The organism is Streptosporangium sp. NPDC050148, from assembly GCF_055586505.1.
Map to the genome: position 1 here is coordinate 1 of NZ_JBVJIA010000067.1, position 12,594 is coordinate 12,594.

Annotated in this window: 16 protein-coding genes; 12 read left to right on the top strand and 4 right to left on the bottom strand. The window is 69.7% G+C overall.

Annotated elements, in window-relative coordinates:
* Positions 1-195: 195 nt before the first annotated feature.
* Genes ACZ6RT_RS37165 through ACZ6RT_RS37175 form a run of 3 tightly spaced genes read left to right on the top strand, consistent with a single transcriptional unit; the run spans position 196 to position 2,389 of the window.
* Entirely contained in the window at positions 196-627 is a 432-nt protein-coding gene (locus ACZ6RT_RS37165; protein WP_470158792.1) for a hypothetical protein, read from the top strand.
* The gene (locus ACZ6RT_RS37170; RefSeq protein WP_399186382.1) at positions 627-854 is read left to right on the top strand and encodes a helix-turn-helix transcriptional regulator; all 228 of its coding nucleotides are present in this window, start codon (positions 627-629) and stop codon (positions 852-854) included. The genes ACZ6RT_RS37165 and ACZ6RT_RS37170 overlap by 1 nt, the downstream gene beginning before the upstream one ends.
* A gap of 11 nt (positions 855-865) precedes the next feature.
* Complete coding sequence (locus ACZ6RT_RS37175; RefSeq protein WP_470158793.1) at positions 866-2,389, top strand: alpha/beta fold hydrolase; 1,524 nt, start codon at positions 866-868, stop codon at positions 2,387-2,389.
* Positions 2,390-2,425: 36 nt separating this feature from the next.
* On the opposite strand, the gene ACZ6RT_RS37180 is transcribed toward ACZ6RT_RS37175, so the two are convergent.
* Positions 2,426-2,902 carry a GbsR/MarR family transcriptional regulator gene (locus ACZ6RT_RS37180; RefSeq protein ID WP_399186384.1) on the bottom strand — a complete coding sequence of 159 codons (477 nt, stop codon included), beginning with the start codon at positions 2,900-2,902 and terminating at the stop codon, positions 2,426-2,428.
* A 49-nt stretch (positions 2,903-2,951) separates the two neighbouring features.
* Between ACZ6RT_RS37180 and ACZ6RT_RS37185 the strand changes: the two genes are divergently transcribed.
* Complete coding sequence (locus ACZ6RT_RS37185; protein WP_470158795.1) at positions 2,952-3,869, top strand: SDR family NAD(P)-dependent oxidoreductase; 918 nt, start codon at positions 2,952-2,954, stop codon at positions 3,867-3,869.
* Between the two features lie 302 nt (positions 3,870-4,171).
* Here the strand turns inward: ACZ6RT_RS37185 and ACZ6RT_RS37190 are convergent, their stop codons facing one another.
* Positions 4,172-4,693, bottom strand: a complete 522-nt coding sequence (locus ACZ6RT_RS37190) for a TetR/AcrR family transcriptional regulator (RefSeq protein WP_399186386.1) — start codon at positions 4,691-4,693, stop codon at positions 4,172-4,174.
* 113 nt (positions 4,694-4,806) lie between these two features.
* Here ACZ6RT_RS37190 and ACZ6RT_RS37195 point away from each other — a divergent pair, with 113 nt between their 5' ends.
* The 8 genes from ACZ6RT_RS37195 (at position 4,807) to ACZ6RT_RS37230 (ending at position 11,391) form a co-directional block, all read left to right on the top strand.
* The gene (locus ACZ6RT_RS37195) at positions 4,807-6,090 is read left to right on the top strand and encodes an FAD-dependent monooxygenase (protein WP_470158797.1); all 1,284 of its coding nucleotides are present in this window, start codon (positions 4,807-4,809) and stop codon (positions 6,088-6,090) included.
* A gap of 489 nt (positions 6,091-6,579) precedes the next feature.
* Entirely contained in the window at positions 6,580-6,879 is a 300-nt protein-coding gene (locus ACZ6RT_RS37200; RefSeq protein ID WP_470158798.1) for a transposase, read from the top strand.
* Positions 6,880-7,067: 188 nt separating this feature from the next.
* Positions 7,068-7,652: an NAD-dependent epimerase/dehydratase family protein gene (locus ACZ6RT_RS37205; protein ID WP_470158799.1), complete on the top strand. Its 585-nt coding sequence runs from the start codon at positions 7,068-7,070 to the stop codon at positions 7,650-7,652.
* A gap of 110 nt (positions 7,653-7,762) precedes the next feature.
* Positions 7,763-8,491, top strand: coding sequence for a TetR/AcrR family transcriptional regulator (locus tag ACZ6RT_RS37210; protein WP_470158801.1), 729 nt, complete (start codon positions 7,763-7,765; stop codon positions 8,489-8,491).
* Complete coding sequence (locus ACZ6RT_RS37215; RefSeq protein WP_399186395.1) at positions 8,488-8,694, top strand: ferredoxin; 207 nt, start codon at positions 8,488-8,490, stop codon at positions 8,692-8,694. Before ACZ6RT_RS37210 ends, ACZ6RT_RS37215 begins: the two co-directional genes overlap by 4 nt.
* Positions 8,691-9,965 (top strand): cytochrome P450, encoded by a 1,275-nt coding sequence (locus ACZ6RT_RS37220; protein WP_399186396.1) that lies wholly within the window; start codon positions 8,691-8,693, stop codon positions 9,963-9,965. The genes ACZ6RT_RS37215 and ACZ6RT_RS37220 overlap by 4 nt, the downstream gene beginning before the upstream one ends.
* Before the next feature lie 135 nt (positions 9,966-10,100).
* A complete protein-coding gene (locus ACZ6RT_RS37225; protein WP_470158803.1) occupies positions 10,101-11,156 on the top strand; it encodes a hypothetical protein in 1,056 nt (351 codons plus the stop codon).
* A gap of 76 nt (positions 11,157-11,232) precedes the next feature.
* Positions 11,233-11,391: a hypothetical protein gene (locus tag ACZ6RT_RS37230; RefSeq protein WP_470158805.1), complete on the top strand. Its 159-nt coding sequence runs from the start codon at positions 11,233-11,235 to the stop codon at positions 11,389-11,391.
* 64 nt (positions 11,392-11,455) lie between these two features.
* Here the strand turns inward: ACZ6RT_RS37230 and ACZ6RT_RS37235 are convergent, their stop codons facing one another.
* Positions 11,456-11,758 (bottom strand): DUF6355 family natural product biosynthesis protein, encoded by a 303-nt coding sequence (locus ACZ6RT_RS37235; protein WP_470158807.1) that lies wholly within the window; start codon positions 11,756-11,758, stop codon positions 11,456-11,458.
* Positions 11,759-11,882: 124 nt separating this feature from the next.
* Entirely contained in the window at positions 11,883-12,110 is a 228-nt protein-coding gene (locus ACZ6RT_RS37240; RefSeq protein ID WP_470158808.1) for a hypothetical protein, read from the bottom strand.
* Between the last annotated feature and the right edge of the window lie 484 nt (positions 12,111-12,594).

A 12,594-nucleotide genomic window follows, 5' to 3' on the forward strand; every position in this document is an offset into this window, starting at 1 on the left:
GAAGCGCAGACAACGCCACGAGCAGGCACAGAAGACGATCAAGGTGTCAAGCATCAAGCGAGGCCAGAGTGTCAACCATCAAGCGAGACAGGACAAAGACGCCTTCGGGACGCCGAGCGGAACGAACTTGCGGCTCATCTGATGAGTAGTTTAGGGTACTTAATGAGTAGTAAGGGTTACTTCAACGGAGGGGTCATGCCATCGATGTCGATCAATCCCGCCCGCGCCCGGCGAAGCCGACTGTTCGACGGCGCACTGTTCACCTGGGGAGTCGCCGCCGCGGTGAACCTCACCGCCACAGGCGTTCACGACGCCCAGCAGGGTGGCGACTGGCCGTCCGGGCTGGAACTCGCCTATCTGCTGTCGTTCCTGCTGGCCGTCCCGGCCCTGGCCGTGGCGGTGTGGGCGAAGGTGACGTTGAAGCGTATGGGCGCGGTCGTGGAGGACGAGCGCACCGTGAGCTCCAACCGGCACGCCTCCACCATCGCCTTGAGCGGGGCGCTGGCCGCCCAGCTCCCGTACTTCTTCGACGTGACGACGACCTCCGGCGCTCAGGCGAAGTTCACCATCGCGGTGGCACTGGTGAGCTACGGCGCGGCCCGGCTGTGGCTCACCCGGGAAGCGTGATGCGCGGCACCGACGGCGGTCATCCGCTGCGCAACCGGATCAAGGTGGCCCGGGCCCAGCACGACCTGACCCAGGAACAGCTCGCCGACCTGGTCGGGGTCACCCGAAAGACGATCAACACCGTGGAGACGGGCAAGTTCGTGCCCTCCACCGTGCTGGCGCTCAAACTGGCGCGGGTCCTGCACGCCAGTGTCGAAGAGCTGTTCTACCTGGACGGCATCGAGTGAAGAGATCAACCATGCGCGACCACGCCATCCGTACGAGCCTCGCCGCGGTGGCCGCACTCGCCGTCCTGACCAACGGCACGCCCGCCACCACCGCCGTCCCCTCCTCATCCTCCGCTACCGGGCCGCACCGCTCCCCGCCGACATGGGGCCCATGCCCTCCTGCGACCCAGCCCTCTCACCCGCGCCAGCAGTGTGCCGACCTGCGAGTACCGCTCGACTACGACCGTCCGCGCGGCCGGCACATCACTGTCAGGCTGGCTCGCATCACCGCCGCCGACCCGGCACGCCGTCTGGGCACCCTGGTGCACCTGGCCGGCGGGCCGGGCGAAAGCGGCCTGGACTGGCCCGCTGACCTGTACCGAGACGGGGCGCCCGGCCTGCGCGACCGCTACGACCTCGTCGGCTTCGACATCCGCGGGCTCGGTCAGAGCACCCCTGTGACGTGCGGCCTTACCGACGCGGGCCCGGGACCGCGCTACCCGGACCCCGACGGCTCGATCGACGCCATGATCGCCTATTCCCGGCGCACCGCCGCGTCCTGCCTGCGGGCCGGCGGCCCGCTCATCCGCCACCTCAGCACCGCCAACGCGGCCCGTGACCTCGACCGTATCCGGGCGGCCCTCGGCGAACGCGTGATCTCCCTGTACGGCATCTCGTACGGCACCTACCTGGGAGCCGTCTACGCCACCCTGTTCCCCCACCGCACCGCTCGCGTCGTCCTCGACAGCGCCGTCGATCCGCGGCGCATGTGGTACGGCTTCATCCGCCTCGGCGGGCGCGGCGTCGCCGAGCGCCTCCCCGATCTCACCGCCTGGGTCGCCGCCAGAGACGACACCTACGGCTTCGGCCGCACCCCCGCCGAAGTGCACCGGCGGTATCGCAACCTCGTCGGCACCCTCGACGCCGCCCCGTTCGAGCACTCCGGCGCCCGCATCGACGGCAACGTATTACGTCACCTGACCCTCGACGCGCTGAAGGCGGCCCAAGAGCGCAGGTTCCCGCAGATCGCCGCTACCTGGGCCTACCTGGCCTCGACGACCCGGGGCGATACTCCGGCGGCCACGACGCAGGCGCCTCCCACCCCCGTGCCACCCGGCGACAACCGGGTCGCCCTCGAAACCGCCGTCCACTGCAACGACGCCACCTGGCCCCGCCGGACCCGCTTCTACGCCGATGCGGTCCGCGCCGACCGCCGCCGCCACCCCGACGACGCCGGCCGCTCGGCCAACATCCGGCCGTGCGCCTTCTGGCCCGCTCCGTCCGAACCGCCCGTGCGCATCACCGGTCAGGGCCCCCGCAACATCCTGGTGGTCCAAAACCTGCGCGACCCCTCCACCCCATGGATCGCCGGTCTCGGCATGCATGACGCCTTCCTCGGGCGAGCGGCCTTGCTCACCGTCGAGGCGGGCGGGCACGGTGTCGTCGGCCACAACGCGTGCGCCACCGGCATCGTCCTGCGCTACCTGACCCAGGACGGGGGGAACGTGCCGCTGCCCACCGAGCGCCGCTGTCCTGCCGGCGGGAACGCCGAATGATCCGGCTCTGGTCAGGCAGGAAAGACGTCGCGGCTCTCAGGCCTGAGGTGGCCGTGGTGCGGCACCGGCCCGTTCCGCGTCCCACCGGTCGAGGAGCCTGGGGAACTCCCGGGCCATGAAGGCGTACATGTCGCGCATGTGCTCGAGCCGGGCCCGGGCGGCGGGGTGGTCCCCCACCGCGCCGAGTCCTTGCTCGGCCAGTGCGGCGAAGGCGGTGAACTCGGCCATCTTCGACCGGAACGCGCGCCCGAAGACGTCGTCGGTCAGCCGGTAGTGATCCCGCCGCGCCCGCGGGGGACGATAGCGCTCGACGAGCCCGCCCCGCTCCAGCTGGTGCAGGGCCACGCTCATGCTGCTCTTGGCCACTCCGAGCCGTTCGCACAAACCGGGGGCGTCGGCGGCGTCGCCGGTGTCGGCGAGCAGGCATCCCATCACCCGGCCCGCGGTGCGGCTCAGGCCCAGCCGCTCGAAGTACAGCCCGGCGCTTTCCACGAACTCCTCGACATCGGCCATGAAGACATCCTAGTTTGTTCGAAACGTTCCGAACACTTAGGATTCTCGTATGGCTCTCCCCGCCCCCCTGACCATCGCCGTCACCGGCGCCAACTCCGGTATCGGCCTGCGGGCGGCGCAGCGACTGGCCGCAGACGGCCACCGGGTCCTGGCCCTGTGCCGCGACCCGCACCGGGGCCGCACCGCCCTGGAGACGATCAACGCCGGCGCCGCCCATCTCGCGGTCCTCGTCATGACCGACCTGTCGGATCCCGCGTCCATCGACGCGGCGGCCGAGAAGATCGCCGGCGAGGTGGGCCACCTCGACGTCCTGATCAACAACGCCGCGGTGTTCGACCAGACGATGCGCACACCCGCGTTCACCACATCCGGTCACGAACTGTTCTGGACGACCAACCATCTCGGCCCCTTCCAGCTCACCGCGCGCCTCAGCCCGCTGCTCGCCGCCGCCCCCCGCCCTCGGGTGATCAACGTCGCCAGCAAGGGACTGGTCACCATGCCGCGCATCACGATCCGCTTCGATCGCCTCGACGATCCCGGCTGGTACAGCCCGACCAGGGCCTACTACCACGCCAAGCTGGCCCAGATCATAACCGCCTACGCGCTGGCCCTGCGGGCGGGCGGCACCTTGGACGTCGCCTGCGTCCGGGTGCCCGCCGTACGGCTCGACGCCGACCGCGTCGCCGCCCTGCCGTGGATCCTGCGAGCGTTGTACGCGCCCAAGAACCGGTTCGCCGTCCCCGCCGAGCACCTGGGCGAGACGTACGCGGCCCTGGCCACCCGCATCGGCACCTGGCGGGAACACGCCGTCCCCGCCGCCACGGACCGGTCCGCGCTGCGCGGCATCTATCTCGACGAGAACCTCCGGCCGGTCGATGCGCCCGCCTTCGCCTACGACGCCGCGGCCCGCGAACGCCTGTGGGCCGTCTCGCAGCAGGCCACCGGCAACCCGTCCTGGGCCTGGTGAGGACCGGGTGCCGCCTGCGCGCCCGGACCGGTGGCGAGCCGGTCCGGGACGGGCCGGTCCAGGACGGGCCGGGCCGGGACGGGCCGGGCCGGGACGGGCCGGGCCGGGACGGCATTCGGTCACCGTGCCGCTTCGAACAGGAACCCGTCCCCGTCCGGCCCTGGACGGTGACCGCCGAGATGTGGCGGTTCCCGGGCCGACCGGCGGCCCGGACGCGCGGCCACCGCGTCCGGCCGCGTCCGATCGCGTCGTGTCGCGCCGGCGACGACTTCACGCCGGTGACGGCCGAGGGACGGCCGGTCTCAGGTGAGCGCGGCCAGTGCGGCCTGCACGGCGGCGGCCCTGACCTCCTGCAAGGGGAGGGTGGCGTGTTCCACGACGCAGTCGGACATGCCGCCGAGCGCCACGGTCGCGTGGATCCGCGCGGCCGTCGAGGGGGCGGGGCCGAGCAGGAGCGCGGTCAGCTGCTTGCGCCAGCGCCACATCCGCTCCACCAGGTCGAGTTCGGCGAGCATGGCGGGTGCGCCCAGGACCATCATGAGTTCTTCACGGTGCCGCCAGATGAGGTCGAAGTAGTCCTCCAGCAACGCGCGCGCGTCCCCCGGTTCGCGCTCGGCCGTGAACGCCTCCAGCTCGTCCATGAACGGCTGGACGATGCTTCTGACCAGGTCCTCGCGGGAATCGAAATGGTAGTACAGGGCCGCTTTGGTGATGCCCAGTCGGTCGGCGATGTGCTTGAGGCTGGTGTTCTGCACGCCCTGCCGCAGGAAGAGCTCGCGTGCGGCTTCCTGGATGCGCGTCCTGGTGTCCGAAGGCCTGGCCATGCACCAAGAGTAGGGCTTACCTATCGTTAGGTAAGAGCTTGCGCACCCTGGAGAATCATGCTTACCTATCGTTAGGTAAAAATTCTACCTAACGTTAAGTAAGCGAGAGGCGTATGCGAGTCCTCATCTCCGGTGCCAGCGTCGCCGGCCCCGTCCTGGCCTACTGGCTCACCCGCCACGGCTTCACCGTCACCGTGGTGGAGCGGGCTCCGGCGCTGCGCAAGGCGGGCGGGCACGCGGTCGACCTGTTCCGCCCCGCCATGGACATCGTCGAGAAGATGGGCCTGATCGAGCCGGTCCAGGCCGCCGCGACCGGCACCGAGTGGCTCGCGTTCCGCTCCGAGAACGGCGAGCGCTCCTACGAGCTGGGGATGGCGAGGCTGACGCGCGCCATCTCCGACCGGCACGTCGAGATCATGCGCGACGACCTCGCGGAGATCCTGCACCGGGCCACCCGCGACGACGCCGAGTACCTCTTCGACGACTCCATCACCGCTCTGGCCGAGGACCCGGACGGCGTCGACGTGACCTTCGAGCGAGGGCCCGCCCGCAGATTCGACCTGGTGATCGGAGCCGACGGGCTGCACTCGACCGTCCGGCGCCTGGTCTTCGGCCCGGAGGAGCGCTTCTCCACCTGGATCGGGGGCTACCTGGCCGTCATGTCGATCCCCAACTACCTGGGCCTGCGCGACCGCATGGAGGGCATCACGGGCGTGAACAGGATGGCGGCCGTCTACGGCGCGGCACGCCTGGACGAGGCCCGCGCGGTCTTCCTCTTCCGCCCCGAGACCGAGCTCGACTACCACCACCGCGACGTCGACCGGCAAAAAGAACTGCTGCGCCGCCACTTCGCCGGGATGGGCTGGCAGGTCCCCCGGCTGCTGGGCGAGGAGTTGGAGCGCGCCTCGGCGTTCTACTTCGACTCGATCACCCAGTTGCGGATGGACACCTGGTCACGCGGCAGGGTGAGCCTGGTGGGCGACGCCGGTTACTGCCCCGGTCCCGCGGTCGGTGGCGGCACCAGTCTCGCCGTCGTGGGCGCCTACGTCCTGGCCGGCGAACTGGCAGAGGCACACGGTGACCACACCCGGGCCTTCACGGCCTACGAACAACAGATCGGCGACTACGTACGACGCAGCCGGACCTTCGCTATCGCCACCGCCAAACGGCTCATCCCCGGCAGCCGCCTGGAGCTGTGGGCCCTGATCCAGGGAGCGCGGCTGATCAACAACGCTCCCGCGTCGCTCGCCCGTGCCCTGACCGGCCTCAACGGCAAAGGCATGCGCCTGCACGACGAGGTCACGCTCAAGGCCTACCCGCACGAGACCCACCGGGCGGCGGCGCCAGGAGCAGACCAACGACGCGGAATCACCGACCGCCCACAGGCCGTCGACTAGGCCGCCGGAGATCGTGCGGAAGACCATGTGGACGGCGGCGAGGGCGAAGTCGTCCATCGCGGCCTTCAACGCCGGCGCCACTCCTTGTTCAGCCCGCTGATCACTGAAGCCGAAGACGGTCTCCACCGCCGCCGGGGTAACAGGGCCGCCGTGGTGATCGCGTTACGGACCCGGACCAGGCGGACCCATCGCCGATTCACCTCGTCCTGCCGGGCGACGACGGGGGGTTGTGCAGTCGCACGGCCTGGGTGAGCACCCGACGGCCCTTCTGCCTGTCCGCACCGGTTTCTTCCCACAACCGCCGCCCCGCCCTGGGGGTGAAAATCCCACTGAGTGCGGCACAGGCTGTACACGATCCCGCCGCTGACCACCGCAAGCGCGGTATGTCTCACGTGCCCTACAGGGCTTCTGCATTCGACACGATCACAAGATCGGTTGACGAAACAGTTCGGAAGGTCGCTCGGCTCACGAGGGAAGAGGAACGATCGGGTGCCGGCCGTAAGAAAGTACCCCGATGGCCTAAGGTCGCACGCGGTGCAGCTGTACCGGGACTCGAACCCCAAACCGGCCATCAGCCGTCTGGCAGAGCATCTGGGCGTTCATCGCGAAGCACTGCGTACGTGGATTCGCGAGGATGAGGCCACGTACCAAGACGACGACCAACTGGTCACCATCCGGTCGGCAGAGCTGCGCGATCTTCGCAAAAAGAACGCCGAACTCAAGCGCGCCAACGAGATCCTCAGGGCGGCGAGTGCGCTGTTTGCCGCCGAGTTGATGGAGGTCGGCTGATACAGCCTCGCTCATCTGGCGCCGCTGTCCATGTCTCCGCAGTCGTCAAGTGGGTACCGGCTGTTCTGCGAGTCTCGTGCCTGAAGTCGCAGCCCATCATGATCGACCGGCCGCGCGCTGCAATTGATACAGCACCATGGGTGCCGGATCGAACGCCGGTTGAACATGAGCGACTATGGTGGCCGCCGATGCGGATCCTCATTGTCGGTGGCAGTGGTTTTCTCGGCGGCGAGCTCGCCCGGCGGTGCCTGACGGCCGGGCACGAGGTGGCCGGGACCTACCTGACCCGATCAGGAGAGATCGCGGGTGTCGAGTGGCTGCCTCTCGATGTACGCCGCCGCGAGGAGGCCGGCGCCCTGATCGGCGCGTGGCGGCCAGAGGTGGTGGTCAATGCCGCGTACCGGCAGACGGACTGGGCGACCACGGCGGCCGGTGCCGCGAACGTGGCCCTCGCCACTCCCCGGGCGATCTTGGCATCCACTCCCGTGGCGAACTTGATCTCCTTGTACGTCTCTGGACTCGCGACGACGCCGTATGCCAGCGATCGGACATCGCCGGCCTTCGCACACACGTCCAGCCCCAAAAACTCAACGAGCGTCCACGGCGGGCATCCGCACCACCATCCGATCAACCCAAGAGGCGAACGACTCACCCGGCCGCGGCTCGACCACCAACGTCAAACGCCGGGGTGTACGGCCAGATGCCACGGGCCGAACCTCCTGTCGTACACGCGTCTACTGCCATCCCCGATGACCCGGTGCCAAGTCCACTGACAACTCGTGTGCCGCACTGACATCTGCAAGGGCGCCAGACAACGCCCGTACGACCGCCTGCGTCCCGTAGGACCGTTGACATATCAAATGAACGTTCTTTTAATTACCCCATGGGGCGTATCGCGGGTGTCACCGCCGCCGAGACCAGGGAGCGGCTGCTGCGAGCGGCGGCCGAGGTCTTCGCCCGGCGCGGCTACGACGGCACGCGGGTGGCCGACATCGCCGCGGCGGCGGGGGTGAGCAACGGCGCCCTGTACGCCCACTTCGGCTCGAAGGCCGAGTTGCTGGTGGCCGCGCTGCGCGCGCACGGGCCGCAGTTGCTGGCCAGGCTGTTCGCCGCCGACCCGGACCGGCCGATCACGGAGCTGCTGGCCGTCGTCGGCCGCGGGCTTCCGCGCCGGCGCGACGCCCACGGCTACCTCATCGTCGAGGCCCTCGTGGCGGCGCGCCGCGACGAGGATGTCGCCCGGCCGATGCGCGACTACGTCGGCGAGCGCGCCGACCGGCTCACCGGCCTCGTCCGCGCCGCCCAGAACGACGGCGAGGTGGACGGCACGCTGTCGCCGGACGCGCTGTCGCATTTCTGCCTGCTGCTCGCGATGGGCAGTGCGCTCGTCACACCCGACCTGCACCGGGTCGACGACGGGGAGTGGGCCGCGTTGCTCGCCCGTCTCGTCGCCGCCCTGGCCCCCTCCGGCACCGCGGCGCAGCCCTCGGCCCCTGCCGACACCGCGGCACGGCCCTCGGCACCCGCAGGCACCGCAGCACGGCCCTCGGCACCCGCAGGCCCGCGGCACGGAGGGGCCGGTACCACGGCACAGAGGGGAGCCCCGCGGTGAGAGTAAGGATCGACCCCGGGCGATGTCAGGGACACGGCCGCTGCTACGACCTCGCCCCCGGCCTGTTCGGCGAGGACGACGAGGGCTACGGGCGGGTCCTCGGCGACGGCGTCGTGCCGCCGCACGAGGAGCAGGCGGCGCGCCTCGCCGTGGCGAACTGCCCGGAAAGAACGATCGAGATCCTCCAGGAGAGCGCCACATGACCGTCGACGACCGCTTCCAGCAGCAGGAGTTCGAGAAGAGGATGCGGAACCGGCCCGACGGCGTGCGCAACGAGGCCGTCACCGGGCCGGTCTCCGACTGGGCGACCGACTTCTCCCACACCGAGCCTGAGTGGGCGGCCGACCCGTACCCGATCCAGGACGACCTGCGGCAACGCTGCCCGATCGCGCACACCGACCGGTTCGGCGGCGCGTGGCTGCCGACCCGCTACGAGGACGTCGCGGCCATCGCCTACGACACCGAGCGCTTCTCCTCCCGGTCGATCATCGTGAGCAACTTCCGCCCGCCGCTCGAGGCGGCGCCGGTGGGCGGCACGCCTCCGATCTCCTCCGACCCGCCCTTCCACCACGACGCGCGCAAGCTGCTGCTGCCGATGTTCACCAAGTCGGTGGTCTCCAGGCAGGAGCCGGCGACGCGGGCGTTCTGCCACTCGCTCCTCGACGCGCTGGAGGGGCAGGACGTCATCGACGCCGCCCGTGACTACGCCCAGCACATCCCGACGCGCGTCATCGCCGACATGCTGGGCTTTCCGCCCGAGGACGGGCCGCGGTTCCGCGAGTTCGTCGAGAACGCGCTGGAGGGCGTCAACCTGCCGCCCGAGGAGCGCGGTCCCCGGATGGAGAAGCTGTTCGGCTACCTGCTGGAGCAGATCCGCGACCACGTCGACAACCCGCGGGACGACCTCACGACCTACCTCGTCAACGCGGAGCTGTACGGCCGGAAGCTGGAGCCGTTCCACGTGGCGGGCACGATGGCGCTGCTGCTCATCGCCGGCATCGACACGACGTGGAGCGCGATCGGCGCCTCGCTGTGGCATCTGGCCAGAACACCGGCCGACCGCGAGCGCCTGGTCGCCGAGCCCGCCCTGCTGCCGGCCGCCATGGAGGAGTTCCTCCGGGCCTACGCGCCGGTCACGATGGCCCGGCTGGTCAAGGAGGACATGCACTGGCACGGCGTCGACATGAAGGCCGACGACTGGGTCCTGCTGTCGTTCCCGGCGGCCAACCGCGACCCGGCCCAGTTCGACCGGGCGGACGAGGTCGTCATCGACCGCGAGGTCAACCGGCACGCCGCGTTCGGCCTGGGCATCCACCGCTGCGCGGGCTCGCACCTGGCCCGGATGGAGCTGCGGGTCGCCCTCGAGGTCTGGCTGGAGCGCGTCCCGGTCTTCGGCCTGGACGACCCGGCGGCGGTGACCTGGGCGACGGGCCAGGTCCGCGGGCCGCGCACCCTCCCGCTGCGCATCGGCTGACCGGCCGCCTCACGAAGACCGGCGAGGGGTACGGCGCGACGGCACGCCCCTCGTCGTCATGGGAGACGACCGGCGTCTCCCGCGAGATCACCGTATCGTCGTACCGGAACGTCCTCTCCTCGGCACGGGAACAACGTGGACACACATCGCCCCCCTGACGCGATCCCGCGCGACCGTACGTTGATCAACCGCGCGCTGGACGAGCAGCTCCTCTTTCCGCAGCGCGCGTTCGGCAACAAGGACAACCTGGCCGGCGTCGCGATGCGCCTGCTCGACGAGCACGAGAACTTCGTCCGCCTGGCTCCCTGCCGGCTTTCCGGCTCCACGCCCGGATCGGCCGTCATCGTGCTGAGCGATCGGCGTACCCGTCTGGCCGACCTCGACGCGGGGTACCGGCACTCCGGCACGGTCACCGTCGGCCACGGTGAGCTGAGGGACGTCGTCGTCCACAACGACCGCAGGCTCGGCATCCTCGACACGGCCGACGTCGAGCTCGTGAGCGCTTCGAGCACGATCCTCGCCCGCGGTCTGCTCCGCCGGCAGGCCGAGGCCGTCAGGTCCGACCTGGAGTTCCTGAGCGGACGCCGGGGACGGGAACGCCGGCCGGGAGCGCGCGACCGCGAGGATCCCGGGCGTGAGCTGGTCCGGATGGGCTTCGCCGTGGACATCGTCGGATACAGCGGCCGGTCCGCCCCGAAGAGGAAGGAGCTGCAGGAACGGCTGGAGGCGATCTTCATCCGGACGATGGACGAGCTCGACGTCGACATCGCCGCGACCGACCGGCAGGGCACCGGTGACGGCATGAACGTCTTCCTGCCGCAGGCCCTGGAACTGCACACCGCGCTGCCCCGCCTGCTGCACGCCTGGCGCGATCGCCTGGTACGGGACAACCGTCGCCATGACGACCGCATGAGGGTGCGCATGGCCGTGGTCCTCGGCCCCGTGGGGATCGCGGTGCTCGGCTACTCCGGTTCCAGCATCGTCGAGGTCAACCGCATGCTCGACAGCGAGGCACTGCGCCGGGCCGTTCGCGAGCACCCCCGGGCCGACCTCGCGGTCCTGGTCTCGGACCTGCTCCACAGGTACACGGTGCGTGAGGGACACCCCGAGCTCGACCCGTTCGAGTTCACGTCCTGCGACGTGGCCAACAAGGGCTTCGCGGCCGGCGCCTGGCTGTGGATCGCGGGGTGACGGCCCCCTTTCGGACGAGCCGCCGTCGGCCACGCGATCGGGCCGACGGCGATCCGGAGCTCCCTACGAAGTGGTCGTGAAACCGCCCGCGGCCGGACCCGGAATGGAATCCGGCCTCTGCGCGGTGACATTCATCCAGGACGGCATCAACGCCGATGGAAACGTCGTCGAGTATCCGCGGCCGATCGCGCCCGAGGAGGCCGGACAGGAAGTCGCCTGGCGATCGTCTCCGTGAAACGGCTTGGCGCACGACCCGGTTCCGCTGTTCTCCGTCCCCCTGTCGCTCATAAGGGGTCGATTCAGCAAGGACCCTTGGCCCAGGCGTACTTGATGTCGTACAACATGCCGAGCGTGGTCACCCCCGGCCGGACGCACTGGTCGTATCCGGGCCGTTCGAAGGTCCGCTCGACGCGGATGAGGACCCAGTCGGTGTTGCAGTGGTTGTAGTAGGCGACGGCGCCCCGGGGGTCCCAGCCGCAGGCCAGTGTTCCGACCTCGGCCGTGCTGCCAGGGGTCGCGGTGGTGCCGGCGGACGCCGGCGCGGCGGTCAGCGCCAGGGCGGCCAGCGTTCCGCCGATCGCCGCAAGAATCTGTGCACGCATGTTTCTTCAGCACCTCTTTCGTATCGTTCTGCAATTCCGTCAAAGCCAACCATCGGCTCCGGTCACGCTCCACCGTGATTCCTGCCAAACGAAAAGGTTCACTGCCAAAATCTCCCGGCCGGCGTCACAGGCCGGCACGGGAGCACGGCCAGGTGACGACCCTCACGACGTCGCACGCCGTTACGAGGTCATGGTCCGGGCGGCCGCGACGCTCGGGCTCCGCCAGGGTGAGGCGTTCGGCCTGGCCGCCGACGACATCGACCTGGCGGCCGGAGCCGTCCACGATGGCGGCAGGTCCCCGTCCGGAGGGTCGCCACAGTCGGGTCCGGCCGTACGAGAACCGCTCGATCATGAGACTGAGCGATGGCTACACTGGCGAGCATCTCGCATCACCTGTCGCCGTCTTCGGCGCTTTCACGGAGCAGGGACGGAACAAGACAGGAGACCATTCTGTGGCGATCCCCAAGAAGGGCTCCAGCTGATCACCGTCGACGGCACCGCCTATCGCCGGCGGATCCGCCACAAGCCCACGTACTCCCAGGGAAACAGCCGGGGGACCCTGACCTATGCGGTGGAGCCGGCTGAGGGACAGGGGCGGGTTCTCCTGGTGAAGCTCCCTCTCCGGCAGCGGATCCCGCCCTCCTAACGACGTTCTGTCACCACCGGATTCGTGCCGGAGCCGTTAACTGGACAGGCCCTCCCTGCACCCATCCTCCTCGGAGGCCGGTTCAAAAATTGAACGGGTCTGTCCAGTTAACGGTGTAACTCGATCTTGATTGGTTATCGGGTGGTCGGGGTGAGGCGGCCTTCGAAGGTGATGGCGAAGGCGTTGAGGG

Coding starts and splice junctions, on each gene's coding strand:
- ACZ6RT_RS37180 (WP_399186384.1), bottom strand. CDS start 2,902: ATGGCCGATGTCGAGGAGTTCGTGGAAAGCGCCGGGCTGTACTTCGAG.
- ACZ6RT_RS37165 (WP_470158792.1), top strand. CDS start 196: ATGCCATCGATGTCGATCAATCCCGCCCGCGCCCGGCGAAGCCGACTG.
- ACZ6RT_RS37240 (WP_470158808.1), bottom strand. CDS start 12,110: ATGATCGAGCGGTTCTCGTACGGCCGGACCCGACTGTGGCGACCCTCC.
- ACZ6RT_RS37220 (WP_399186396.1), top strand. CDS start 8,691: ATGACCGTCGACGACCGCTTCCAGCAGCAGGAGTTCGAGAAGAGGATG.
- ACZ6RT_RS37205 (WP_470158799.1), top strand. CDS start 7,068: ATGCGGATCCTCATTGTCGGTGGCAGTGGTTTTCTCGGCGGCGAGCTC.
- ACZ6RT_RS37185 (WP_470158795.1), top strand. CDS start 2,952: ATGGCTCTCCCCGCCCCCCTGACCATCGCCGTCACCGGCGCCAACTCC.
- ACZ6RT_RS37210 (WP_470158801.1), top strand. CDS start 7,763: ATGGGGCGTATCGCGGGTGTCACCGCCGCCGAGACCAGGGAGCGGCTG.
- ACZ6RT_RS37170 (WP_399186382.1), top strand. CDS start 627: ATGCGCGGCACCGACGGCGGTCATCCGCTGCGCAACCGGATCAAGGTG.
- ACZ6RT_RS37175 (WP_470158793.1), top strand. CDS start 866: ATGCGCGACCACGCCATCCGTACGAGCCTCGCCGCGGTGGCCGCACTC.
- ACZ6RT_RS37190 (WP_399186386.1), bottom strand. CDS start 4,693: ATGGCCAGGCCTTCGGACACCAGGACGCGCATCCAGGAAGCCGCACGC.
- ACZ6RT_RS37195 (WP_470158797.1), top strand. CDS start 4,807: ATGCGAGTCCTCATCTCCGGTGCCAGCGTCGCCGGCCCCGTCCTGGCC.
- ACZ6RT_RS37235 (WP_470158807.1), bottom strand. CDS start 11,758: ATGCGTGCACAGATTCTTGCGGCGATCGGCGGAACGCTGGCCGCCCTG.